Origin of the sequence: Ardenticatena maritima, from assembly GCF_001306175.1 — a bacterium.
In the GTDB taxonomy this organism is placed as follows: Bacteria; Chloroflexota; Anaerolineae; order Ardenticatenales; family Ardenticatenaceae; genus Ardenticatena; species Ardenticatena maritima.
Window position 1 is genome coordinate 151,493 of sequence record NZ_LGKN01000006.1, and the last position, 25,644, is coordinate 177,136.

Annotated in this window: 24 protein-coding genes and 1 tRNA gene; 7 read left to right on the plus strand and 18 right to left on the minus strand. The window is 59.1% G+C overall.

The window, feature by feature from the left end; translation table 11 throughout:
* Positions 1-30: 30 nt before the first annotated feature.
* The 14 genes from SE16_RS11515 to recF all read right to left on the minus strand — a co-directional run bounded on the left by SE16_RS11515 (position 31) and on the right by recF (position 16,770).
* Entirely contained in the window at positions 31-864 is an 834-nt protein-coding gene (locus SE16_RS11515; RefSeq protein ID WP_160316947.1) for a TolB family protein, read from the minus strand.
* 129 nt (positions 865-993) lie between these two features.
* Positions 994-2,022: an ABC transporter permease gene (locus tag SE16_RS11520; RefSeq protein ID WP_054492303.1), complete on the minus strand. Its 1,029-nt coding sequence runs from the start codon at positions 2,020-2,022 to the stop codon at positions 994-996.
* A 35-nt stretch (positions 2,023-2,057) separates the two neighbouring features.
* Positions 2,058-3,032 carry an ABC transporter permease gene (locus SE16_RS11525; RefSeq protein WP_054492302.1) on the minus strand — a complete coding sequence of 325 codons (975 nt, stop codon included), beginning with the start codon at positions 3,030-3,032 and terminating at the stop codon, positions 2,058-2,060.
* Positions 3,033-3,107: 75 nt separating this feature from the next.
* On the minus strand, positions 3,108-4,994 hold the full coding sequence (locus SE16_RS11530; protein WP_060687624.1) for a peptide ABC transporter substrate-binding protein: 1,887 nt from the start codon (positions 4,992-4,994) through the stop codon (positions 3,108-3,110).
* Positions 4,995-5,192: 198 nt separating this feature from the next.
* On the minus strand, positions 5,193-6,170 hold the full coding sequence (locus SE16_RS11535; protein WP_054492300.1) for an ABC transporter ATP-binding protein: 978 nt from the start codon (positions 6,168-6,170) through the stop codon (positions 5,193-5,195).
* On the minus strand, positions 6,167-7,189 hold the full coding sequence (locus SE16_RS11540) for an ABC transporter ATP-binding protein (RefSeq protein ID WP_054492299.1): 1,023 nt from the start codon (positions 7,187-7,189) through the stop codon (positions 6,167-6,169). Before SE16_RS11540 ends, SE16_RS11535 begins: the two co-directional genes overlap by 4 nt.
* Before the next feature lie 113 nt (positions 7,190-7,302).
* Positions 7,303-8,283 (minus strand): ABC transporter permease, encoded by a 981-nt coding sequence (locus SE16_RS11545; RefSeq protein ID WP_054492298.1) that lies wholly within the window; start codon positions 8,281-8,283, stop codon positions 7,303-7,305.
* Between the two features lie 51 nt (positions 8,284-8,334).
* Positions 8,335-9,267 (minus strand): ABC transporter permease, encoded by a 933-nt coding sequence (locus tag SE16_RS11550; RefSeq protein WP_054492297.1) that lies wholly within the window; start codon positions 9,265-9,267, stop codon positions 8,335-8,337.
* A 15-nt stretch (positions 9,268-9,282) separates the two neighbouring features.
* The gene (locus SE16_RS11555) at positions 9,283-10,986 is read right to left on the minus strand and encodes a peptide ABC transporter substrate-binding protein (protein ID WP_054492296.1); all 1,704 of its coding nucleotides are present in this window, start codon (positions 10,984-10,986) and stop codon (positions 9,283-9,285) included.
* Positions 10,987-11,079: 93 nt separating this feature from the next.
* Positions 11,080-11,949 (minus strand): transglutaminase family protein, encoded by an 870-nt coding sequence (locus SE16_RS11560; protein ID WP_054492295.1) that lies wholly within the window; start codon positions 11,947-11,949, stop codon positions 11,080-11,082.
* A gap of 114 nt (positions 11,950-12,063) precedes the next feature.
* On the minus strand, positions 12,064-13,872 hold the full coding sequence (locus tag SE16_RS11565) for an ABC transporter ATP-binding protein (protein ID WP_054492294.1): 1,809 nt from the start codon (positions 13,870-13,872) through the stop codon (positions 12,064-12,066).
* Between the two features lies 1 nt (position 13,873).
* A complete protein-coding gene (locus SE16_RS11570; protein ID WP_054492293.1) occupies positions 13,874-14,713 on the minus strand; it encodes a hypothetical protein in 840 nt (279 codons plus the stop codon).
* A 40-nt stretch (positions 14,714-14,753) separates the two neighbouring features.
* Positions 14,754-15,539, minus strand: a complete 786-nt coding sequence (locus SE16_RS11575; protein ID WP_060687626.1) for a glucose 1-dehydrogenase — start codon at positions 15,537-15,539, stop codon at positions 14,754-14,756.
* A 25-nt stretch (positions 15,540-15,564) separates the two neighbouring features.
* Complete coding sequence (gene recF, locus SE16_RS11580) at positions 15,565-16,770, minus strand: DNA replication/repair protein RecF (protein WP_054492292.1); 1,206 nt, start codon at positions 16,768-16,770, stop codon at positions 15,565-15,567.
* Between the two features lie 158 nt (positions 16,771-16,928).
* Between recF and SE16_RS11585 the strand changes: the two genes are divergently transcribed.
* The 7 genes from SE16_RS11585 (at position 16,929) to SE16_RS11615 (ending at position 21,343) form a co-directional block, all read left to right on the plus strand.
* Positions 16,929-17,336: a DUF3054 domain-containing protein gene (locus SE16_RS11585; RefSeq protein WP_054492291.1), complete on the plus strand. Its 408-nt coding sequence runs from the start codon at positions 16,929-16,931 to the stop codon at positions 17,334-17,336.
* 25 nt (positions 17,337-17,361) lie between these two features.
* Positions 17,362-18,018 carry a translin family protein gene (locus tag SE16_RS11590; RefSeq protein ID WP_054492290.1) on the plus strand — a complete coding sequence of 219 codons (657 nt, stop codon included), beginning with the start codon at positions 17,362-17,364 and terminating at the stop codon, positions 18,016-18,018.
* Positions 18,019-18,035: 17 nt separating this feature from the next.
* A complete protein-coding gene (locus SE16_RS11595; protein WP_054492289.1) occupies positions 18,036-19,775 on the plus strand; it encodes a DUF6909 family protein in 1,740 nt (579 codons plus the stop codon).
* Positions 19,772-19,996: a hypothetical protein gene (locus SE16_RS11600; protein WP_054492288.1), complete on the plus strand. Its 225-nt coding sequence runs from the start codon at positions 19,772-19,774 to the stop codon at positions 19,994-19,996. Before SE16_RS11595 ends, SE16_RS11600 begins: the two co-directional genes overlap by 4 nt.
* Positions 19,997-19,998: 2 nt before the next feature.
* Positions 19,999-20,502 (plus strand): CRISPR-associated protein Cas4, encoded by a 504-nt coding sequence (locus tag SE16_RS11605; RefSeq protein WP_054492287.1) that lies wholly within the window; start codon positions 19,999-20,001, stop codon positions 20,500-20,502.
* 64 nt (positions 20,503-20,566) lie between these two features.
* A tRNA-Leu gene (locus tag SE16_RS11610) sits at positions 20,567-20,652 on the plus strand.
* Positions 20,653-20,872: 220 nt separating this feature from the next.
* The gene (locus SE16_RS11615) at positions 20,873-21,343 is read left to right on the plus strand and encodes a maleylpyruvate isomerase N-terminal domain-containing protein (protein ID WP_054492286.1); all 471 of its coding nucleotides are present in this window, start codon (positions 20,873-20,875) and stop codon (positions 21,341-21,343) included.
* Positions 21,344-21,345: 2 nt separating this feature from the next.
* On the opposite strand, the gene galK is transcribed toward SE16_RS11615, so the two are convergent.
* The 4 genes from galK to modA form a co-directional block, all read right to left on the minus strand.
* Positions 21,346-22,497, minus strand: coding sequence for a galactokinase (galK, locus tag SE16_RS11620; RefSeq protein WP_201782271.1), 1,152 nt, complete (start codon positions 22,495-22,497; stop codon positions 21,346-21,348).
* Positions 22,494-23,531, minus strand: coding sequence for a UDP-glucose--hexose-1-phosphate uridylyltransferase (locus SE16_RS11625; RefSeq protein WP_054491723.1), 1,038 nt, complete (start codon positions 23,529-23,531; stop codon positions 22,494-22,496). Before SE16_RS11625 ends, galK begins: the two co-directional genes overlap by 4 nt.
* An 81-nt stretch (positions 23,532-23,612) precedes the next feature.
* Positions 23,613-24,557 carry a DUF7544 domain-containing protein gene (locus SE16_RS11630; RefSeq protein WP_054491722.1) on the minus strand — a complete coding sequence of 315 codons (945 nt, stop codon included), beginning with the start codon at positions 24,555-24,557 and terminating at the stop codon, positions 23,613-23,615.
* Positions 24,558-24,655: 98 nt separating this feature from the next.
* On the minus strand, positions 24,656-25,447 hold the full coding sequence (modA, locus tag SE16_RS11635; RefSeq protein ID WP_200907155.1) for a molybdate ABC transporter substrate-binding protein: 792 nt from the start codon (positions 25,445-25,447) through the stop codon (positions 24,656-24,658).
* Between the last annotated feature and the right edge of the window lie 197 nt (positions 25,448-25,644).

Genomic DNA, 25,644 nt, shown 5'->3' on the forward strand with positions numbered 1-25,644 from the left:
ATCCAAAATCAAAAAGACCGGGAAGCGCGATCACTTTTGAACAACAACCCATCGCGGATGCAAATCATCGCCGGGGCTTTGTGTGATACGACGCACATCAGTTCCGTCGGCTTTCATGACATAGATCTCAACATCGCCATCCCGGTCAGAAATAAACGCGATGTGTGTACCATCCGGCGACCAAGCCGGGTCGCTATCGCCAAACGTGTTGTCTGTCAATTGGGTGAGTGTGTTGGTATCGAGGTCGAGGATGTAAATTTCCGTATCGTCGCCATCCATATCACTGGAAAAAGCCAAGCGGCGACCATCGGGTGACCAATCGGGGTTTGTGTCGCGGGCATCGTTATTGGTCATGTTGCGCACTGTTCCATGCGCATCACGGATGTAAATGTCGGCGTCGCCATCACGCACCGACATGAACGCCATTTGCGTCCCATCGGGCGACCATGTGACGTACATGTCAAGCCCTAACTCGTCCGTCAGGCGTTCAAGGCTGTTGGTTTGCGTATCCAGCAACCAGATTTTGGTGTTGCCGGGGACTTCGAGATAGCCGCCATTCATAGGCTTGCGATAGGTCCGATTTGATGAGAACGCCAGGCGCACACCATCCGGCGCCCACTCAGGAACAGCACTGAACGAACCATCCGGGCTGGTCGTCAACCGTTCAACGTCGGTACCATCCACATTCATCACATAAATCTCAGCTGAACCATCCCGCTCTGACGTAAACGCAATTTTGGAAAAATCAGGCGAAACACTTGGCGTTCCATCATATGCGGGATGGTTCGTGAGATTGTGAACGAGCTGACCATCCAGATCGGTCATGTACACTTCGGCGTTGCCATCCCGAGAAGACTCGAACACGAGGCGCCAGGTAGTGGGGTCATTCAAAGGTGGCTCGGCTTGCGACGCACGACATCCGAGTATTCCCCCCATCAAAAGACCGGCGCCAACCAACCCCCATACACCTTTCAATAATCGCCACATACTGGCTTATTCACCACGCAATCGCGGGTCAAAGGCGTCGCGAATACCGTCGCCCAACATGTTGAACGCCAAAGTCGTCAATGTCAGTGCAATCCCCGGCACCATCACTTCCCACGGGGCTGTACGCAACGCCTGATACGTCTCGGAAATCATCAACCCCCATGAAGGCGTCGGCGGGTTGACCCCTAAACCAATGAACGAGAGGAAGGCTTCCAGACTGATGTAGCCCGGAATAGCCAGCGTTTCCGCCACGATACACGGACCAAGAATATTCGGAAGCAAGTGCTTGAAAATAATACGGCGGTCGGTCGCCCCTATCGCGCGTGCAGCTTCCACAAACTCCTTCTTTTTGTACGCAAGCGTCTGCCCACGTGCAATACGCGCCATACCCAACCAGTTAATCGCACCAATAGCGATGAAGATGAAGAACATGCCCCCCATCGCTTTGTCAATGTCCAGGAAAAACTGCCAGATACCAGCAGCATCACCACGGCGCGCCTGGGCTTTGAAGAACACCTGCATCAAAATCACAAAGATAAGGAATGGGAAGCCATACAAAAAGTCCACAATACGCATCATCAGGTTGTCAACACGCGAACTCGAATAGCCCGAAATCAGGCCATAGACCAGCCCGATTCCCAGACTCACAAACGAAGCCACAATTGCTACCGTCAACGAGATACGCGTACCATAAAGGACACGACTCAACAAATCACGCCCCAAGTAGTCCGTCCCCAAAAGGAAGAGCTGTCCATCCTCGGTGCGCGTCAGCGGTGGCTTATCCGTGTAGAGAAAGTTTGCAGTGCCGTAATGGTAAGGCGCCAGCAAAGGCTTGGTTTCACCATCCGTGAAGAAGGTAAAAAGCGCGTTGTCTACAAACAGGGCGATAAATACCAAGATGAAAATGAAGATACCGCTGATAACCGCCACGCGGTTCTTCAACAACTGGCGAAACGCATCTTGCAATGGGCTTCGTCCACGGCGCTTTGCCGCTTCCGCCATCCAATCTTTTTGTGTCGTTGCCTGCACAGTCATGGACAATCAACCTCCCAAAACCGCACCAATGCGGCTCAATCGTAGCGAATACGCGGGTCCAGCCACGCATACGCGATATCAACAAACAGGTTCGCCAAAACAAGCAAGACGGAATAGAGCAAGGCTGTCCCCATCACAACAGGGTAATCGCGGTTCGTCACGCTCTGAACAAAGTGGCGACCCAACCCTGGAATCCCGAAAATCTGCTCTACCACAAACGTCCCCGTCACCACACCGGCAAATAGCGGCCCCAAAATGGTTACCACGGGAATCAGCGAGTTCTTCAGCGCATGCACTGCAATCACCGTACGCTCCGGCAACCCCTTGGCACGCGCTGTGCGGATATAGTCTTCACGAATGACCTGCAAGAGACTCGCACGCGTCAAACGCGCAATGGAAGCCGACAATCCTGTTCCCAACGTTACCGTCGGCAAAACGGCATGGCTCCAAAAGTCGCTTGTCATAGGGGGAATAAAGCCAAAATACAGGTCGGTATAATCCACCCCCCATTGAGCGGCGGGGAACCACCCCAATTTGACCGCAAATATCCAGATGAGGAATGGTCCAAGCACAATGTTGGGAATCGAAACCCCCAAAATGGCCACAAAAGAACTCAAATAATCCAGCCAACCGTTATGATTGAGCGCAGCGATAATTCCCGCCGGAATCCCAATCCAAAGCCCCAAAGCCAACGACAAAATCCCTAACTGAAAAGAAATCGGAAAGGTTTGTTTCAAAATATCATTCACTGTCAAGTTACGATAGCGAAACGAAGGTCCCAAATCGCCGCGCATCAAGTCAAGCATGTAATCGGCAAATTGCTCATAAATAGGAGCATCCAGATTGTATTTGCGCTTCAAGTTTTCACGCACGCTCTCAGGCAATGAGCGGTCACCGGCAAAGTCAAAAGGACCACCCGGCAATGCACGTGAAAGCCCAAACGTAGTTCCAGCAATCAAAAATAGAACCGGAATATTCCACAATAGTCGCCGAATGATATATTTGGTCATTGAATGCTCATCTCCTTCCCTAAGGATTGCGTCTGGTGGGGTGGGACATGTCCCACCCCACCAGAAAGAGGCATCTTACTTGCCCATGGCCGCGTTGCGCGCGTCAACGTCCAGTTTCCACATCCAGAGGTACATGCGGCCGGGTTCACCCCAGACGCGGTCCAGCCACGGCTTGGCCACCGCGACGCGGGTGTAGTAGTAAATCGGCGCCATCGCAGCGATTTCATCCACGAGCAGCTGCTCGGCGCGCTTGTAGAGCGCCAGCTGTTCTTCAGGCGACGCCGTCTGAGCGGCCTTGGTGGTTTCAGCGAATTCACGCACCAGGTCGCCCACTTGCGGATCGTCGTACGACATCATCGGGCGGTTCGAGCCTTCTTCTGGGTGGAAGACTTCATGCACCCAGTTGTTGGCGTGCGGGTAGTCCGCGCACCAGCCCAGGCGGTAGACGTTGGGCTTGTCTTCCAGCGGGCTATCCTTTTCGATCGTCTTCAGGTAGACGCGCCATTCCTGCGTTTCGATCGTCACCGTCGCCTGCGGGAAGGCTTGCTGCCACATCGCCTGGATCGCCTGAGCAATCTTGGCGTGGCCTTCGCTCACGTTGTGCATGAGCAGGATATCCAAGCCCGACCCATCCGGGTAACCGGCTTCCTCAAGCAGCTTCTTGGCTTCTTCGACAGCCTTGGCGTAGCCCCAGCCACCCATGTCTTCGGGCAACGCCCAGGGCGCCACTTCGGGGTCGCCAGCGGGCGAGCCGTAGTTGAGCGGGTTGGTGAAGGCGTTCGCCGGAATCTGACCACCCTTCAAGACCGCTTCCACCAACGTCTTGCGGTCAATGGCCATCGAAAGCGCACGGCGCACGCGCACGTCATCCGTGGGCGCTTTCTTGGTGATGAAGCCATAGTAGTAGGTGCAGTTGACCGGGTTATTCACCAGCTCTTTGCTGAGCACCGGATCGGTCTTCACGCGATCCATCTGCTCGAGCGGCACACCGGCCGTATCCAATTCGTTGCTTTCGTAGAGCGCGAATTCCGTCGAAGCTTCTTCGATCATCACGCCGTGCAGGCGTTCGATGTTCCCAGCCTTGTCAGCAAATTCTTCCCAGCCATACCAGTGCGGGTTGCGCACCAGGTCGAGGTGGTCGCCGTGGACCCATTCGTCAATGACGTACGGGCCGTTAGTGACGATGAAACCGGGTTCGACCCAGCGGTCACCCTTTTCTTCGATCACCCACTGCGGCACCGGGAAGGTCACCGGCATGCTGGCGATTTGCGGGAAGAAACCAGCGCCATAGTTCAGCTCAAATTCGACCGTGAAATCGTCCACAGCGCGGACGCCCACGGCGTCGTAGAGTTCCTGGAAGTTTTCGGCATCCGGATCAGCCGTGTTGAGTTCTTCACACCCCTTGATGATGTAGAGGATGTAGGAATAGTCCGAACCCGTGCGCGGGTCGCAGGTGCGCTTCACACCATAGACCACGTCGTGGGCCGTCACCTTGCGCGGGTTGCCTTCGTCGTCGGTCACGACTTCGGTTTCACCACCCGGCACGTGGCGGACCCAGACGGCGTTATCGCGCATCTTGAAGGTCCAGACGGTGTTGTCTTCGTTCGCGTTCCATTCAAGCGCCAATTCCGGAATCGCTTCAGCCGTTTCGGGGTCCAGGTCGGTCAGACCCAGGAAGATTTCTTCAATCACGGCGTGCGAGGTCGTATCGGTCGAAAGCGCCGGGTCAGCCGTCGGCGGTTCCGTACCCCAGTTGATGTTCACCGTCACCGGTTCAGGACCCGAGGGTTCCGGCGTTGCCGTCACGACGACGACCTTTTCAACCGTTTCACCTTCGACAACTTGCGTCACAACCTTGGTGACTTCTTTCACGACTTCGCTTGTTTCACTGGTTTGCCCACCACAGGCAGCCAACACGAGCAGGCTTGCCAGTGCTGCGACGAGAAGTGCTACCCTTCTCATACGCTCTCCTCCTTGCTTTTTCATTCTCAAAATTCAACGACGGCTACACCTGTGAGCACCTTGCGGCACTCGACTCCCAATCGCTGCGGCGTATCACCCCCTTTACAGGAATTTTCAACCAGCCCATGCCGGGCATGGTTTCCACATATCAGATACACACCAGCGTGCCACTCGGTTCAAAATCGGGCGAAAAAGGGCTCAGTGGACGAGGTGACACGCAACGTAGTGCCCACCGCCGGCGTCTTTGAACTCCGGCTCCACTTCCTTGCAAATATCAATCACAACAGGACATCGCGTGTGGAAGCGGCACCCATTTGGTGGATTCACCGGGCTGGGCACATCGCCTGTCAGAATAATACGCTTGCGTTTGGCTTCAATTTCCGGGTCGGGAATAGGGACCGCCGACAACAGCGCCTGGGTGTACGGATGCAACGGGTTTTCATACAGTTCGTTGCGGTCGGCGAGTTCCACGATTTTCCCCAGATACATCACCGCGACACGGTCGGAGATATGGCGCACCACACTCAGGTCGTGTGCGATGAAGAGATAGGTCAATCCAAACTGCGCCTGCAAGTCTTCCAGCAAGTTGATAACCTGCGCCTGAATGGAGACGTCCAACGCCGAAATCGGCTCGTCGCAGACGATGAAATCAGGATTGACGGCAAGCGCGCGCGCAATCCCAATGCGTTGGCGCTGCCCACCGGAGAATTCGTGCGGGTAGCGCGTGACGAAGTAGGGGTTCAAGCCGACGACTTCAAGCAGTTCCGCCACACGGTCGAGTTTGGCTTTCCCCTTGGCGATGCCGTGTACTTCAAGCGGCTCGCCGACAATATCGCCCACCGTCATGCGGGGGTTGAGCGAAGCATAGGGGTCCTGGAAAATCATCTGCATACGCCGCCGCATACGGCGCAATTCTTCCCCTTTGAGTTCGGTCAGGTCAACACCATCGAAGTAAACATGCCCCGCCGTCGGGCGATAGAGTTGCAAAATGGCGCGCCCGGTGGTGCTTTTACCACACCCGGATTCACCTACCAACCCCAGTGTTTCACCACGGCGCACTGTAAACGAGATGTTATCTACCGCTTTGACATCCCCCACATGGCGTTGGATGACAATCCCCTCGGTAATCGGAAAGTACATTTTCAAGCCTTGCACATCCAGCAAAACATCGCTCATCGAGATCCCTCCGTGTTGGATGCGTGCCACTGCCGCATAATTTCTCCCCCTTCGGGCTTGACCCAGCAAGCAACATAATGCTCCTTACTGACTTCTTCCAGCGGGGGGTCAACTTCCCAGCACTTGTCAACCACAAAGCGACACCGAGGGGCAAAGGGACATCCTGTGGGATAGTCAATCAAATCTGGCGGCAACCCGTCAATGGCTTGCAAACGTTCGCGCTGTTTTTCGTCCAGGCGCGGGATACTTTGCAACAAACCAATGGTGTAGGGATGGCGAGGGTTCTTGTAGAGTTCGTACACCGGCGATGATTCCACAATCTGCCCGGCGTACATCACGATAATGCGGTCGGCCAGACCAGCCAACAGCGCCAGGTCGTGCGTAATCCAGACGACTGACATGCCGATTTCTTCACGCAGGCGCTTCACCAATTCGACAATTTGCGCCTGAATGGTGACGTCCAGGGCGGTGGTGGGTTCGTCGGCAATCAGCAAGCGTGGATGACAGGCCAACCCCATGGCAATCATCACACGCTGGCGCATGCCACCAGAGAATTGGTGTGGGTAGTTGTCAATGCGCTCTTCAGCCGCCGGAATCCCCACCATTTTGAGCAATTCAATGGCGCGTTCGCGCGCCTGCTTGTGGTTCATCCCCAGGTGCAGTTCGAGCACTTCGGTAATCTGGCGCTCGATCGTCAAAACGGGGTTCAGCGAGGTCATGGGGTCCTGGAAGATCATGGCGATGCGGTTCCCCCGCACTTCGCGCATTTCTTCCTTGTCGATTTTGAGCAGGTCGCGCCCCTCGAACCAAACCTCGCCGTTGGTGATTTCGCCAGGCGGCTGCGGAATGAGGCGCATGATTGAGAGCATGGTCACACTCTTTCCGGAGCCGGACTCTCCCACGACGCCAAGGGTTTCGCCTTCATTCACGTAGAAGGAGACACCATTGACGGCGTGGACCGTTCCATCCTGCGTGTGGAAGCGAGTTTCGAGGTTTTTGACTTCGAGTATTCGTTCCATACTTTCTCCTTTGAAAGGCACTCAGTCACCTGGCGGCTCGAATTCCAGTTCACCAGTGTATTGAAACTGTGAAAAAGGGCAATTTGCCAGATTGCCTGTCGCACCTTGCGGATTTATGTGATTCGATCTTGTGGATTGAGGGCTTCGTTCAATCCGTCACCAATAAAGTTGAACGCAAAGGTCAGGGCGGCAACCGCCAGCCCAGGCGCCCACAACAGCCAGGGGGCGGCGGGTGAACGCCACGACGCAAATTCGTTGAAAATCATCGCCCCCCACGACGGTGTTGGCGGCGAGATCCCAATCCCCAAAAAACTGAGCGAGGCTTCCGCTACCACAGCGCCCCCCATGCTCATGCTCAGCGCAACAATCACCGGCGGCAAGGCGTTCGGGAAAATGTGCCGCCACATGATACGCCACGATGAAACGCCAGTGGCACGCGCGGCTTCGACGAATTGTTGTTCGCGCAGACTGAGCACTTGCCCACGCACCAATCGCGCCAACCCAGGCCAGCCCACAAAACTGAGCGCGATGATGACGACGAAAAACTCCACATATCCCGCGCGCACCCACGGCTTCAGCGTCTCGAATTGTGAGAGCCACGCCGCCAGCCGCGGCTGCAACGTCGCCGCCAGGAGCAGCGCAAAGAGCAAGCCGGGGAAGGCAAACAAGACGTCGCTCACACGCATGACGAGTTCATCAACCCAGCCGCCAAAGTAGCCCGCCAACAAGCCAAAAAAGAGCCCCAATGTCACGCCGACAATGGTGGCGGTGGGGGCGACGATAAGCGCCGTGCGTGCCGCCCAAATCATGCGGCTGAATTGGTCGCGCCCCAGCGCGTCGGTGCCCAGCGGGTGCGCCAGTGAAGGCGGTTGGTTCGCAGCGTCATAGTTGGTTTCGGCATACCCATACGGGGCAATCCAGGGGGCGAAAAGCCCCACACACACCCACGTGAGTACAATCGCCAATCCCACAACCGCCATACGATTGCGGGCGTACCGCCGCGCAAATTCCACAAAGCGCTGCCACCGTACACGCCACATGCTCACGTGGACATGCGGCGTGTTTTTGGTGCTCACATGTTCTTGCGTTGCCATTGGCATCATCCACTATACACGCACACGGCTCATCTGGTTCATTTGGGCTGTTTATTGGTAGCGAATGCGCGGGTCAACAAACGCATACAAGATGTCCACTATCAGGTTCGCTACGGCATATCCCACAGCAATCAAAAGGACAAGCGCCATGATAACAGGATAATCGCGTGAGAAGAAGGCCTGGAACGCCAACCGCCCCACGCCGGGAATGCCGAAAATGGTTTCGGTGATAAACGACCCCACAACGAGGCTTCCCAGCATGAGACCCAGAATCGTCAGCAAAGGAATCAGGGCGTTGCGGAGCGCGTGCACGAAGAAAATACGCCGTTCGTGCAAGCCTTTGGCGTAGGCGGTGCGGATGTACTCTTGCGATAAGACTTCAATCAGGTTGGCGCGTGTCTGGCGAGCAAAGACCGCAATGGGGCCGGCGCTCATCACCAGCACGGGCAAAATGATATTGCGGCTGAAAATACCGTTCCAGCCGCCGGGCGGCAACACCCGCCACTTGTAGGCAAAGAGCCAAAGCAGAATGGGCGCTATCAAGAAGGTGGGGAATGAGATGGCGATGACCACGCCCGTCATGGAGAGGTAATCCAGCCAGGTGTTGCGTTTGAGCGCCGCCAACACCCCCAGCGGCACACCGACCACCACACTCACCAGCAACACTACGGCGTTGAGTTGCAACGTAATGCTTAGGCTTCGTTTCAGCAAATCGCTGACCGGACGCCCGCGCGACATGGTGATACTTTCGCCAAAATCACCATGCAATGCCCGCCACACGTAGTCGGCGAATTGCACGGGAAGCGGGCGGTCGAGCCCCAGTTCATGCCGCAGGCGCTCGACCGCCTCGGGGTTGCTGTGCTGTCCCAGCAAGAGTTGCACGGGATCGCCCGGTCCATAGTAGCCGAGCACAAATGTGAGAAAGGCGACAATCAGCAACAGGATGGGCAACCAGAGCAATCGCCGTACAAGGTAAGCCGTCATGGCGCCAGTTCCGCGTTAGCGTTCGATACGCACGTATTTCAAGCGCGGCACAATGGTGGGCGGGAAACGCAACCCCTGCACCCACGGTTTCACAAGCCAATACTCTTTGCCGTACGACAAGGGAATCAGCGGCGCATCGCGCAAGATGAGTTCTTCGGCTTGCTGGTACAACTGCAAGCGGCGCGTTTCGTCACGCTCCACGGCGGCTTCTTTCAACAATTCATCCACCTGCGGGTTGCAGTAGCCAAAGTGGTTGTCCAGGCTGTCGCAGGCGAACAAAATTTCCAGGAAGTTCTGCGGGTCGGGGTAGTCGGCAATCCACCCCAGGTTGAACATTTGGTATGGGTTGGGGTCGCGTTGCAGGTCAAAAAGGAAGGTAGCCCATTCGGTCTGTTCGATAGCAACCTCAACGCCCAAATTTTCCTTCCACATGTCCACCATGGCTTCAACCGAGCGCGGTACCGCCCCGCCGGCGCCGGAAATGTGCAAGGTGATGTCGGGCAAGTTTTCGGCGCTCCCGTAGGACGATTCCGCCAATGCCTGCCGCGCGGCGTCGGGGTCATAGTCATAGGCGCGCACGTCGGGGTTGTAGCCGGGCATGCCAGGCGGCAAAATGCTGTGCGCCGGCTCGACAATGCCTTCCAGCACCACGTTGGCAAGGGTGTCCACATTCACGGCTTGGGCGAACGCCTGGCGCACCTTGGGGTCGTCGAACGGTGGTTGCTGGTTGTTCAACCCCACATACCCCAACGAGAGCGTGTTGAAGGTCACAAGTTCCTTGTTGAGCGGGTCGGCGGGGTCCTGCACACGGGCGATGTCCGCCAGCCCCACAGGCACGGCGTCCAGTTCGTCGGTTTCGTACATGGTCATGGCGGAACCGCCTGAGAGCAGGTAGATGACGCTCACAGCCGGTTTGGGGTCGCCATAGTAGCGCGGGTTGGGGTCCAGCACGAGCCGCTCACCAAAGGTGTATTCCTTCAAAACGAAGGGACCGGTGCCGTTCGGGTTGTCGGTTGCCCACGTGCGCCCCCCTTTTTCCACCGTCTCACGGTCCACAACGAAGGCGGTGGGATAGGTGAGTTTGGCAAGGAAGTAGACCTTGGGCGAGTCAATGGTTATTTCCAGCGTGTAGTCATCCACCACACGCACACCGCGCACCTCATCCGCCTGCCCGCGCAATTTTTCGCGGCATCCAACGATGTCGCCCAGGTAGGTGTCCGCCACGGGTGATTGGGTGCGAGGGTCGCACGAGCGTTCCAGGCTGTACTTGAAATCATTGGCGGTGACCGGGCGACCGTTGGCGAAGGTCACGTCATCGCGCAGGTGGAAGGTGTAGACCGTGCCATCGTCGGAGATGTCCCAGGACTTGGCAATGTCGGGTTCGACGGCAAGCGTATCGGGGTTGATCGTCACCAAGCCGCTGAACAATTCGACGATGTACTCGGCGGACGTGGCGTCGCTGGTGAGGGCGGGGTCAAGCGTGGGCGGTTCGCCCCCCGGCAAGCGCAACACACCGCCGCCACCGGTCGAACCGCTTGTTTCGCCCGTTTCGGGTTGTGTGGTGGGCTCCTGGACAGACAACGTCCCCTCGTCCACCACATCGCTCCGCTGCCACAAGAAGAAAGCCCCACCCACCAGCGCAACGCAGAGGAAAAGCGTTATGACAACGCCACCTAAGGCGAGGACAATGGCGAGTGTGCGGTTTGAATCGTTGTTCATGTCTCACTCCTTGCCGTCTGGCATTGGTTGAACAGGTTGGTTCCAGCAGGGTGTTGCACGTGCGCGAAACTATACCGACAGGCGCATAGGGCGTCAAAGGTCTTCACGGTGGGCGTTGGACGCCAGAATGTGCAGGTAGCGCTCGGCGTCGGCGCGCAATTCGGCTTGATGAATGCGCTCGTACATGGCAATCAGGTTGCGCAACATGCGCGCCAGCATCGCGAGGTCGTCCACTTCCTGAATGGCTTGCACGTGGGCGGGCATGCCTTGCGCCGCCATCCAACGGCGCAGGGCGTCGCTATCCATCACACGCCCCTGGCGGAAGGGGTCAATGAAAATCTCATACTCAGGCGGTCCGTAGCGCACGACAAAGTGTCCCGGCAAAGCAATCGGCGCCAGCGGGGCGTTCAAGCGCCGCGCCACGCCCAAATAGACCACGCAAAGCGTGATGGGCAAGCCGCGCCGTCGGGCAAGGGTTTCGTGCAAAAAGGCATTGCGCGGGTGGTAATACTCGTCGGTGTCGCCACGAAACCCATGTTGCGACGCCAGCCAATCGGCAAGCAAGTACGCGCCCGTGAGCATGGCGCTTTGCGAAACGGGAGAGGGCACGTGCCCCACCAACGGCTCGGCGAGCGCATCCAGTTGTTCTTTCAGGTGCAAGGGGTCTATCTCGGGGTCTGCCCAGCGGCTGATGAGGATAGCCCCATCTTCAACATTGGGGGCTCGCGCCAGGCGCGCCCATTCCGCATCCAGCGCGTGCGCCCAAATGCGGCGGTAGAGGTAGGCGGCAAGGTCGGGGGCTTCATCGGCGAGTTCTTCCAAGAGAGGCAACACATCCCGACCGGCGGCAATGAGTTCGGCTTGGGCGCGGCGTGCAATGGATTCGGTCGGATCACGCGCGAGAGCGAGCAGAGCACGCAAATCGTTTTCGTTCAGCGGACGGTGTTCGTGTAGGGGGTGCATACGCCTGTGCCTGCCACATTGACGGTTTGGCTTTCGCGGTCTGAGTGTACCGAGCCTCATCAGGTTTGACAAAAAAGCCCCAAGGGTGGTGTTTCGCGTGCGTCCACATGGGCGCTAATTACGCCCAAACGAATCCCGCGGGTCGTGTTTGGGAGTGTCGCCACGCGATAAGGCGGCGTATTCTTCCTGGGCGCGCAGTTGCAAATCGTACATGTGGGCGTAAAGCCCTTGCTTTGCCAGCAATTCCGCATGTGTGCCTTGCTCTACCAGCCGCCCTTCGTCAAACACGAGGATGAAGTCGGCGTGCTGAACCGCCAGCAGGCGCTGGGCGATGATGAACGTCGTGCGCCCTTCCATCAAGCGGTTGAGCGCCTGACGAATGGCGTGCTCCGTTTCGGTATCCACCGCCGACAATGAATCATCCAAAATCAGAATGCGGGGGTCTTGCAAGAGCGCGCGGGCAATGGCAATACGTTGGCGCTGCCCACCGGAGAGCGTGACGCCGCGCTCGCCCAGCACCGTCTCATAGCCGTGAGGGAGTTCCATGATGAAATCATGCGCGGCGGCGGCTTTGGCGGCGGCGATAATCTCTTCTTCGCTCGCATCGGGGCGACCAAACGCAATGTTTTCGCGCACGGTGGTGCTAAACAAGAATGAATCCTGGAGCACCATGCCGATATGGCGGCGCAGGCTGGCGAGTTTGAGTTGCCGCACATCATAGCCGTCAACCAGCACACGCCCCGCGCTCACATCGTAGAAGCGGGGTATCAGCGACACGACGGTGCTCTTGCCCGAACCGGTGGGACCGACCACGCCAACCACACGCCCAGGCGGCACACGAAACGAGACATCGTGCAACACCGGCACACCATCGTGGTACGCGAATGAGACATGCTCGAACACCACTTCGCCCCGCATGGTCGAAAGTTCGCGGGCGTCGGGGGCGTCTTCGATGGTGGGCGCAGTGTCCAGCACTTCAAAAATGCGTTCCGCGCTGGCGGTCGCATCGGCGGCACGCGCCACCAAAAACCCCAGTTGGCGCACGGGCGCATTGAGTTGCGAGAGGTAGGAGATGAACGCAAAAAGCGTCCCGACGGTCATGGTGCCCGCCAGCACCTGACGCCCCCCAAACAAGAGCACCAGCCCAATGCTCAGCGCGATGAGGAAACTCATGAACGAAAAATTGTTCGCCCATGTGTTCACCAGCGCCACCCGCTGGCGGTAAAACTGCTCGTTTTGTTCGCGGAATTTTTGCAGTTCGTACGGTTCACGCGCAAACGCCTTGACAACACGAATCCCCGTCAGGCTTTCCTGCATCACGCTGCTGATACGCCCCAGCCGCTCCTGTACCGCGTGGGACATGCCCCGCAGCCGCGCCCCCAGGCGCACGGTGATACCGACCAGCACGGGCAACGGCGCAAGCGCGACCAACGCCAGCGTGGCGTTCGCCCGCACCAGCACCACCACGATACCAATCAGCAAGATGGCGACGTTGATGAGTTGCAATAGCCCTGTGCCGGTAAAGCGCTGGGTTTGTTCCACATCCCCCGTCAGGCGGCTCATCAAGTCGCCCGTTTGGGCGCGGTCGAAAAAGTCAAACGAGAGCCGTTGCAAATGTTCGTAGAGGCGTCGGCGCAGGTCATACGCAACGCGGAAAGAGAGCCATTGCCCATAAAACATCATGGCATAGCCCGCCGCGGAACGCACAACCGCAATCCCCAAAATGAACAACGCCGACATCAGCAGCACGCGCGTTTCGCCCGCCAGCAAACCGCGGTCAATGACGTCGCGCACAATCCAGGGTACAAGCAGGTTCAGCGCCGTCACGGTCAGCATCGCCCCATACGCCAGCGCCAACTGGCGCGGATAGGCGAAAATCGCCTGCAACAAACGGCGCAGTGTGCCCACCGATATCCTTACCATGCTACAACTCCAAGCCCAGGCGTTCCCGCCACTCGCGCACACGCGCCCGCCGTTCGGCGCGCACCGCCAGCGCATGCTGGGCGGGACGTATCACGCTTGTTTCGAGCGTGTTCAACAAGTCGGTCAGTTTGCCCAGCAACTGCTCCACAGGCGCCATCACGCCATCAACAAACGGGTCGAGTAAACGCACTTCAACCTCACCCGTGGCGGTACGTGGGAAGAACGTCGCCCGCACCGGTTGCAGCAAGGCGGTGTTGATGGCGGTAATGCTTTCGGGCACATGCGCCAGCAGGTTCGTCATTTCATCGAACACGAGGGTGGCGCGCTCGCCCATGCCGAAGGGGAGATAACCCAACACACGGCGCAAAAAGTCGGCGGTGCGCTGGGCAAGCCCGCCCGTGCGCTCATCAGCAGCGGCAAGCGCCGCTTCCAGACGCTGAACGCCCTCAGCCAGGGTATTCACCGCCTGTTCGGCAGCCGCCAAGCCGGTATCGAGGAGCACCAGCCCTTCATCCAACTGTTTGAGCGCGTCGCCCGCTTGTTGCAAACCGCCCTGGACACGCTGCACCATGTCGCGCACGGTTTCGAGCGGCGTCGCCAGCGTGGACAACCCGCGCGCCAGTGTCTCATCCAGCCCGACTTCTTCCAGCGCTTCGTAGGCGGCGACCAGTTCGCGCCACTCGTCCAGCGCGGCATTGTGCGCCGCCTGCATCTCGGCGCGCACTTCCGCTTCGCGGCGCTCGGCGCTCTCCGCCCAGGCGACACCGCCGCCCACGCTCGCGCCGACCAGCGCCCCAAAGCCCCCCAGCAAAACATCCCGCCGACTCAGATTGTTGCTCATGGCGTCTTCTCCTTTCAGCGCCACGCCACTACGCGCGAGGCTATGAGCCCAGCGGCCACCCCAGCATCAAACCGCCGTCCACCACCAGCACGGAGCCCGTCGTGTAGTCGGAATACGGCGAGGCAAGGTAGAGCGCCGCGCCAATCAGGTCTTCGACTTCGCCAAACCGCCCGGCGGGGGTGAGTTTGAGGATGGGTTCGGCAAATTGGGGTGTTGCCCAAATGAGTTGGCTGAAGCGAGTACGGATGAAGCCCGGCGCAATCGCGTTGACCTGGATATTGTCGCTCCCCAGTTCCATCGCCAGGTTCTGGGTGAGCATGATGACGGCGGCTTTGCTGACGCTGTAAATGCCCATGCCGGGCGCGGGTTTCAAGCCGGCAATGCTGGCCATGTTGATGATTTTGCCGCCCCCAACTTTGCGCATTTCAGGCACAACGGCGCGCGCCATGCGTGCATAGCCCAGCACGTTGACATCCATGATTTTTTGCCATACGGCGTCGTCTGCATCCAAAATGGGACCAAAATGGGGGTTGGTGGCGGCGTTGTTCACCAGAATGTCAATGCGCCCGTAGGTGTCAACGGTGCGGCTGATGAGGTTGGCGACGGCGTCGGCATCGCCCACGTGGGTGGCAATGGGCAACGCTTCGCCCCCCTCCGCCCGAATCTCCTCCGCGACGACGTCCAGCCCGCTTTGCTTGCGGCTGGCGAGTACCACCGCCGCCCCCGCCTGCGCGTAGGCTTTGGCGATTGCCGCCCCAATGCCACGGCTGGCGCCCGTGATAATCGCCACTTTGCCGCTCAGGTCGAAGGTTGGTTTGTCGGTCATGGGAGCCTCCTGTTGGTGTGGTTGGTTAGCCTTCAATGAACCGCCCTTGTTCAACGCGAATCAACCGCGCGTTGGCGCGGACATCAGGCGCTAACTGATTGGGGTCGGTTGTGGTCATGAAGATTTGCGTATCGTCCAGCAACAAATGGCTGAGCAACCGCCGCCGCTCATGGTCGAGTTCGCTCATCACATCATCCAGCAACAAAATGGGGGATTCGCCTTTTTTGTTGCGCAGGAGCGCCACTTCAGCCAGTTTGAGCGCCAGGGCGGCGGTGCGCTGTTGCCCCCGTGAACCGAAGTCGGTCATGTCCACGCCGTTGACGAGAAAGCGCACGTCATCGCGGTGGGGACCTACCAGCGTCATGCCGCGTTCGAGTTCCTGGGCGCGCACAGCAGCCAGTTCCTCGCGGAAAAGCGTCTCCACTTCATCGAGCGAGAGCAGCGAGCCTTGCACGCCCCACATTTCGGGCGCAAAGCCCAGCGACAACTGATGCGCATTGCGCGGTCCCAATTCCAGGCGCGGCACGTATTGCATGTGCAGGCGTTCGCGCCCTCCTGTCAGGTCGGCGTGCATGCGAGCGGCAATTTCATCCAATTGGGCGATGATTTGCTGGCGGCGCACAATCAAGTACGCCCCATGACGCACCAACTGGTCGTCCCACAGCGCCACCACCTCCGGGTCGCCCCCCCGTTCCTGTACCATGCGCAAGGTCGCGTTGCGTTGTTGCAGCACTTCGGTGTACTTCGCCAGGTCGCGGCAATACTCGCGGTCAATCTGGCAGATGGTCATGTTGAGGTAGCGGCGGCGCACCGCAGGGCTACTGGCAATCAGGCTGATATCTTGCGGCAGAAACAGCACGGTGGCGATTTCGCCAATGTAGTCGAGAATGGTCAGGCGCTTTTCGTCCCAAAAGATGGTTTTCTGGGTGCGCTGCTGTTCCACATCGGACACATTCACAATCATGCGGGCGCGGTGCGTTCCATCGCGGCGCTGGACAACCGCTTCAAGCGAGGCGAACGGCAACCCCTCTTCGGCGGCGTCGAAATGCACCAACTGCGCATCACGCCGTGCATGCACCGAGCGCGCCGTACTGAGAAAGGCGATGGATTCCAGGAAATTGGTTTTGCCTTGCGCGTTCTGCCCATAGAGCACAATCAAACCGCGGTCGAAACGAGTTTCGAGGCGGGCATAGTTGCGAAAATTGGTCAGGCGGTATTCGGTCAGGTACATGGGTCTCGTTCTGCGTTGGTGGTCTGGCGGCCGTTGTAGCCCGTGCCGCAGCGTGGTATTATAGCGCAGCAGAGGCGCAAAGAGAAGCCTTTTTGCTCTCTCACAAACCGATAAAAACCGCACGCAGACAACGAACAGAGAGAGGAGTACGAGCATTCATGGACACCACACCACCTGAATTCACACTCGAACACCGCTGGTCGGTGATGATGGGCGACGCCATCACGCTTCTGCTCTTCGCCGCGCTGGGGCGCGCCAGCCACGCCGAAGCCCTCACCATTCCCGACATCATTGACACCGCCTCGCCCTTCCTCGTGGGATGGTTCGTCATGGCGCCTTTCCTCGGCGCGTACCGCCCGATGGCGTTCGACACACCACGCCACACCATCCGCGCCACCTTCCTCGCCTGGGCGGGGGGCATTCCGTTGGGGCTGCTCTTGCGGGCGTGGCTCTTCAAACGCAACGTGCCCCTCTCATTTGCCATCGTCACACTTGCCACCACGCTGGTCATGCTCATGACGTGGCGCTTGCTCTTCTGGTGGCTCCGCAGCCGCCGCGCATCCTGAAGCCATCATCTGGAAGGAGACACCCATGCCAACACTCGACGAAATCGTTGCCGCGATTGACGCCCGACTGGAAGAAAAAGACGCCACGCGCGAACAGGTGCTCTCGCTGTCGCGCAAGGTGGTGCAACACGCTTCCAAAGCCATTCGCGCCACCCACCGCCGCGAATGGGACAACGCCGAACGCCTGCTCGACGAAACGGGGGCGCTTGTCGCCCAAATGAACGTCGCCGCCGCCCGCTTTCCCGACATTTTCTTTGCAGGCTACACCCAGGACGCCCAAAAAGAATATGGCGAAGCCCGCCTGACCTACGCCTTTGTGCGCGACTTGCCCATCCCCACCCCCGACGACCTGGGCATTGAAGACGCCGTCTATCTGAACGCTTTGGGCGAAGCCGCCAGCGAGTTGCGCCGCACCATCCTCGACCTCGTGCGGCAAGACGCATTTGATGAAGTGCATCGCTTGCTCGCCTGCATGGAAGACGTGTACAGCCTGCTCCAAACGGTGGATTACCCCCACGCCATCACCAACAACGTGCGGCGCACCAACGACATGTTGCGCGGCGTGCTCGACCGCACGCGAGGCGACGTGACCACCGCCTTCAAACAGTACGAACTACGCCACGCACTGGCGCATTTTGAAAAACTGGTACAATCATCCGTCTCAAAATCCCTAGATGAGTGAGACGGAGCGAGGAGAACATGGACCGCGAAATTCCGAGCCTGGGAAGCGAAGAAATCGAACTCTATATCCGCACCTACTTTTCCCTTTTGCGCAGTAGCGTGCCTGTGCGCGTCAAAGCGCTGGAAGAAACCCACGCCGGCATGCGTTCCAGCCTGCACGCGCTCGCCGAATCCCCCCTGCCCGACATCGGCGCATTCACCTACGCCTACCTGCGCCTGCCGCCCATCATCTCGCAAACGCGGCTGGTCATGCTTGGGCAATCCGAAGAAGTCTTTGCCCGCCGCGGCTACCACGACGTCCACCTCTGGACGCCGGTGGAAGCCCCCGCCCGCCGCCGCAAACTCTACTACAACGGCAACGGGTTGCTGGCGGCTTTTGTGGCGAGCGTTTCCGACATTGACGACATGGTGCCCACGCTGACCGCCTTCCAGATTGAATGGAACAAAATGCACCACCTCTTGAACACCGACAAGGGGCTGGTGGCACGCCTGCAAGACGTTGCCGAACACGGCGGCTGGACCGCCGATGATTCCGCCCGCGTGCAAGACGCCCTGCAACTTGAAGATGGTCCCTGGCGGCAGTTGCGGCGGCTCTTCGGCGCACAACTGCCCGCCAAACTCGCCGAAATTGCTTCGCGCGAGCAAGATTTGCAGGTGCTCCTGCTGGCAAGTTCACTCACTGACTACGAACGCGCCACACGGCGCTGGTGGGATACCATCGCCGAACACGCCCGCCGCGTCTTGCTGGGCAATCGCCCGGTGTACTTCGTTTCCAGCAACACCCACAGCATCCTGAACCTGCTGAGCGGCTACGCCCTGGCGCACGAGCAAGACATCCTCGACTTTTTACACCAAGCCAACCCTGAGGGGCTTGCCGACGCGCTCGACGCCGCCACCCTTGACGACCCCGACCACTACAACCTGCTCTACTACGCCCTGCGCTACTACCTGCAAGACAAAAAGCGCGCTACCGAACACCACCGCTGGTTGCACGAAAGCGGTTTTCTGCACATTGACAACCCGCTCTACCTGGACGTATCGGCGCAAATTTTTGAACTCAACCGCCTCATTCCCGACCGGTTCGACCCGCGCATCCAGATGAGCGACCTCGACCTGCTGCGCCGTTCCGACGCGCTCATCTTCAACGTGGATTACCCGCTCGGCATGGCGGCGTATCAAGTGCTCTCCGAAGTCGCGGCGCGCTTTGGGCACATCATGGGCGTTTACATCATGGGGAAAGCCGCCACGCTCAACGGGCGCGTCGGCGACGCCATCATCCCCGAAGTGGTGCACGATGAGCACTCGCGCAACACCTTCCTCTTGCGCAACTGTTTCAGCGCGCAAGACGTTGCCCCCTTCATGAAGCGAGGAAGTGTGCTCGACAACCAGAAAGCGCTCACCGTGCGCGGCACTTTCCTGCAAAACCGCGATTTTATGCACGTCTTCTACCGCGAAGGCTACACCGACCTGGAAATGGAAGCCGGTCCCTACCTGAGCGCGGTGTACGAAAACAACTACCCCAAACGCTACCCCGTGAACGAAATCGTCAAACTCTACAACGTGCGCTACGACGTGGGCATTCTGCACTACGCCTCGGATACGCCGTACAGCAAACGCCAGCAGTTGCTCTCCGAATCGTTGCGTTTTCGCGGGGTCGAACCCACCTACGCGGAATCCATCGCTATTTTGCGCCGTATCTTCACCCGCGAAATTGAACGCCAAAAGTACCATCACACAGCCACGTCCGAAGCGCCATGAAAGCACGCTACACACGCGCATCCGAATTGAACGAGTTTGCCTACTGCCGCCGCGCCTGGTATTTGCGCCATGTGCGCGGCTACACTTCCGCCAACCAAACAGAACTCGCCGAAGGTGAAAACGCTCACCGTCAGCATGGGCGTCGCCTTCATCTCGCGCTCTGGGCGTGGCGGCTGGGGCTTCTGCTCATGCTGGCGGGGCTTCTGCTCTGGTGGTGGTAGGCATGGCGGGCGTTCTGCTTCTGCTGGGGCTGCTTTTGCTACTGTGGGGCTTGCGGGTGCGCCACGCCAGCGGCGTGCCAACCGGGCGCATCGTCGCCGGCGACACCAGCGGCTGGCGCGCCCTCGAGACGCCGCTGGTCTCCCATCGCTATCGGCTCACCGGTCGCCCGGACTACCTCATCCAGCAAGGGCGCAGACTCATCCCCGTGGAAGTCAAACCCCGTCGGCGCGCCACCCGCCCCTACGAAGGCGACCTCTTGCAACTGTGGGCGTACTGCCTGCTTGTTGAAGAAACCACAGGCCACACACCGCCTTACGGCGTGCTGGTGTACGCCGAACGTCAATGGGAAATCCCATTCGACGCGGACGCCCGCCGACGCCTGTTGCACACCCTTGCCGAACTTGAAACGGCACGGCGCGGGGACGAACAAGCGCGCAGCCATACGCACGCCGCACGTTGCCGACGTTGCGGCTTCCGCACCCAATGCAGCGAAGCCCTTGCCTGAACAACGCGCGCAATCGCTTGACACATTCCACATCTTCGCTAGAATAGCCGACGCAATGAGCCAAGCCCGCGTGGCGGAATTGGTATACGCAGCAGGTTGAGGGCCTGTGCCCGAAAGGGCGTGGGGGTTCGAGTCCCTCCGCGGGCACCATCAGAAAAGCCACCATCAAAACGATGGTGGCTTTTTTCTTTCCTCGTCGGGGTGGCGTTCTGCATCACACAGAAGACCACCCCATGAGTGGGAACCCCGCCAAAGGCACCCACTGTTCAGAGTCATCCGCAACGTTTCTTCTTACGTGCCCACATTCAAGGTAAGATTGTGGGCGACGGCGTCTCAGAAAAACGAAACAAAATGCACACGAGGAGTCGCCATGCACGACATCACCACGCTTGTTCACGAATTTGAACAAATGGGCCAAGCCCTCAAAGCCATTCTCAACCAATTCGCGCCGGATGAAGAGATTTACCCCTCATGGACCCGTAAAGAGGTTCTGGCGCATTTTGCCGGCTGGTACGACGCCGCCGCAGCCGCACTCGACGCCCTGCTCAACGGTCGCCAGCCTGAGGTCGTCGCACCGCTGGGTCCCGATTATTACAACGCGCGCACAGTGGAAGAGCGCGCCGATTTGCCCTACGAGCATGTGGTGCGCGAATGGCAGATGAACCGCGGGCAGTTCCTGGAACAGGTGCGCCGTTTGCCCGAAAGCCTGCTCACGCAACAGACCGTTTTCCCGTGGGGTGAAACGGGCACGGTGTACGACCTCATCGCCGGGCAACTCCACCACGAGCGCTACCATTATGATGAATTCGTAGAGCGCTTGTCATCGCGCTCGCGGGCGTAATTTCACGTTGCGATTGCCGCGCCGTCTTCGGCATGGCACACATACACCTGGGGCGTGTGCGGCATGCGGGCGGTGTAGCACGCGAGCACCTGCTCGCAAAAAGCGTCCACATGCTCGGCGGCGACAAGCGCCACGGCACAGCCGCCAAAGCCGGCGCCCGTCATTCGCGCCCCGTAGCATCCCGGCGCATCCAGCGCGCACGCGACCATGGCATCCAGCGCGGGCGTCGAGACCTCGAAATCATCGCGCAGGCTGGCATGACTGGCGACCATGAGCGCCCCCATGCGTGTGTAATCGCCGGCACGCAACGCCTCAGCGGCGGCGAGCGTGCGCGCATTCTCGGTAATCACGTGGCGGGCGCGGCGGCGCGTCGTTTCGTCGAGTTCATGGGCGCGGGCGTTGAAGGTGGCTTCATCCACATCGCGCAGGGCGGGCACGCCAAAAAAGGCGGCGGCGGCTTCGCATTGGGCGCGGCGTTCATTGTAGGCGGAATCCACCAATCCGCGGCGGGTGCCTGTATCGAGCACTACCGCGGCAACGTCGCGCGGCAGCGGCACATAGGTGATATCGAGTGAGCGGCAGTCAAGCAGCAAGGCGTGGTCACGGCGGGCGCACGCCGACGCCATCTGGTCCATAATTCCGCACGCCATGCCCACCCATTCGTTTTCGGCGCGTTGCGCCACCCGCGCCATGCGCGGCGCATCCCACGGCGCCCCCGCCAGCGCCACAGCGGCGCGCGCCACCACCAGTTCAACCGCCGCGCTGGATGAGAGCCCCGCCCCGCGCGGCACATCCGACGCCAGCACACCATCCCACCCCACCAGCGGGATTCCCGCTTCGCGCAGCGCCCACAGCGTACCCTGAATGTACGCCACCCAACCGCGTTGCGTGCGGTCAAGCGCGTTGACGTCAAAGGCGGCTTCCTCATCCAGGTCGTGCGCGTAAATGCGCACACGCCCATCGGAGCGTGGTCGCACCGCAAGCCAGGCGGCGCGGTCAATGCCCATGGGCAATACAAAGCCATCGTTGTAGTCGGTATGCTCGCCAATCAGGTTGACACGCCCAGGCGCGCGCGCCAGGAGTGCTGGTTCCCCACCAAAACGGCGGGCAAAAGCAGCCATGACGTGTTCGCGGACAGGTGTCGGCTGGTTCACTGGTTCTCCCCCTCGCGTTCAAGGTAATGAATCTCAGAGAGCGCACGCAAGCGTGCAGCGGCTTGCTCCGCTGTGAGGTCGCGCTGTGGTTCCCCCAACATTTCAAAACCGACCAGGAACTTGCGCACCGTTGCCGAGCGCAGGAGCGGCGGGTAAAAGTGGGCGTGCAACACCCAGTGGGGGGCGTCCTCATCCAGTCCGGGCGCGTTATGCCAGCCCATGGAGTATGGAAAATCAATCTCAAACAGGTTATCGTAGCGCGTGAGCAAGCGTTTCAGAATATCGGCCAGCGCGTCGCGTTCGGCGTCGTTCAGGTCGGGCAGGCGGCGCACAGGGCGGCGCGGCAGCAACAGCGTCTCGAAAGGCCAGACCGCCCAAAAAGGCACCAGCGCGACCCAATGCTCATTTTCGACCACCAGACGCTCCGCCTGCTCGCATTCAGCCGCCAGGTATTCGGCAAGCAACGGCTTGCCGTGTGCGTCGAAGTAGGCCCGTTGGGCGCGGTCTTCACGCGCGGGCGTGGTGGGCAAGGTGTCCAGCGCCCAAATTTGCCCATGCGGGTGGGGGTTGGAAGCGCCCATCATCGCGCCGCGGTTCTCGAAGATTTGCACCCAGCGATAGCCCCGCGCCAGTTCGCTGTACTGCTCGCACCACGTATCCACCACGCGGCGGATATCGGGGCGCGCCATCCGCGCCAGCGTCAGGTCGTGGCGGGGCGAAAAGCAGATGACGCGACACGTGCCACGCACGGGAGCCGCCCGAAAAAGCGGCGAAGAAGCGGGGGAAAAAGGTTCGGCTTCGGGCAAGAGCGCGGCAAAATCGTTCGTAAAGACGAACGTGCTGGTGTACGGCGGGTTTTGCGCTCCGTTCGCACGCCGATTCCCCGGACAAAGATAGCAAGCGGGGTCGTATGGGGGGCGCTCGTCGGTGGGCGGCGTTTCCTGTTGGCCTTGCCACGGGCGCTTGAGACGGTGCGGCGAGACGAGCACCCATTCATCCATGAGCGGGTTATAGCGGCGGTGTGGTCCTTGCATCCAGGTTCCTCAATCTGTTTGGTTGACAAAAGCAGCACAGCGCAGCCTCAGCCGCGCTGTGTCTCTATTCCGAAACGTCGCTCAGGCCGCGGGGGTCGCCGTTGCCGGCTTTCGCAACTCCTGAAATGCAAGCGTCCAGTATGTTTCCAGAAAGCCCTCGAAGGGCGCTTGCAAAATGGCGCTCGCCAGCCAGAGCAGCAGCATACCCACCAGCGCCAACATGACCATCAACGCGATACTCTCAACAGCCATCCAGATGGCAATTCCCACAAAGAGCAATGGCAATCCTACAACAAACATGACCACGAGTTGCGCAACACCGCTGAGCAACCCAATGCCAAACGCTATCAAGAACAGCACCAACAAAGTCTTTACGTTGGTGAGCACCAGGTCCCATGCCACCTGCAAGCCCTCCAGTGCGCCCCACTTTTCAAGGACAATCGCCCGGCTGGCGAGATTGGAGAGCAGCGTAACGATCGCGCTCACGATAAAGAGAGCAAGAAGCCCGATGAGGATGAATATGACTATGAAGATGACGCCTACTACGTCAATCCCTGCACTAAGTGACGCATCGGCGAAAACGAGCAAGCCACACAGCGGTAAGATGAAAAACAGGAGCGCGACCCCTACAACGCCCAGTCCCAACAAGAAATCCGCCAGAAAGAGACGCCAGGCATCTTTTGACCATCCCAAGCGCAGGGCGGCCTTGAATGAGAGGTGTTCCCCCTGCTCGGCGTGCACAACAGTTTGAATAAACCCGACACGCGCCACATAGCGCACTACCGCCAACACAATCATGAGCAAAAAGGTTATACATACCGCCCCCACAATGAGCGCCAGAGACAGGTCGGGTATCTGAGAGGACTCCATCCATGGAGAGGCATTGTCAAATTGCCCCGACAAATCGGGAAGATTGAAATTCCCGAAACTTCGCCCTGACAACGCGAGCAAAAACGCCAGCCACCATAACGTGCGGTTGGTTTTGAAAATGTGCCACGAGCGGGAAAGCAACGCCTGGTATTGCATAAGACACTCCTTTCACAAGTGTCATTGTTTGTTTGAAACATCTGGGGGGAATATACGCAATGCACACAGGCGCCGTTGCATGTGCGCGCTCAACCCAATCAAGGCAATGTTTCATTGGGCAACAAGAAGCCATACCGCTTCATGATGGCGCGCCCCTCTTCGCTGTTGACGAAGGCGACAAAGTCAGCCGCTTCGCGCGGCATGCGGCTGGTGCGCACAATGCCCATCGCTTGATCAATGGGGGCGTGATAGGTTTCCGGAACGAGGACCCACTCTCCATCGGATGGAATCGCCAGCGAAAGCGCAATGATCGCCACATCAACGTTGCCCGTGGCGGCATACTGAAACGCCTGCCGCACGTTTTCGCCCAACACGAGTTTGGGTTGCACTGTTTCCCACACTCCGGCTCTCTGCAACGCCTCGCGCGCCGCCATACCATAGGGGGCGTGGTCGGGGTTGGCAATGGCGATGCGCCGAATGCGTGGGTCGGTCAAATCTTCCAGGCGCTCAATCGTCAATCCGTGCTCAGGCAGCGTCCAGAGCACCAACCTTCCCCGCGCGTAGAGCGTGATGCTGTCGGGGTCAATGATGCCCTTTTGGGCAAGGTCTTCCACATAGGCGATATTGGCGGCGGCGAACACATCCACAGGTGCGCCCTCTTCAATTTGCTGGGCAAGCAAACCGGTGGAGCCAAAATTGAAGACCACAGGCACACCCGTCTGGTCTGTAAAGGCGTTGCCAATTTCGTCAAATGCTAACACCAGGTCGGACGCAGCGGAAACCGTCAACGCAGACGGCGGTTCCGCTTGGGGAGCACGACACGCCAAGAGCCAAAGAAGACCGACCAACGGCACAAGCCATTGTCGAAGCATGCGTCCACTGTGTGCCATTGAAGATTCCCTCTCTCTATTTGCCGGGGGGACTATACAAAGAGGCGCAGATTTTGACAAGGAAATCCCAGACATCATGTTTCAACCTGTTGCTGTTGACACAATGCCGACTTTCTCCATAATGAACAGCACCTTTCGCGAAGTAGACGCAATGTGTGAATGAGTACGTCTATGCATGTCCAGGTCTCTGTTTTGTG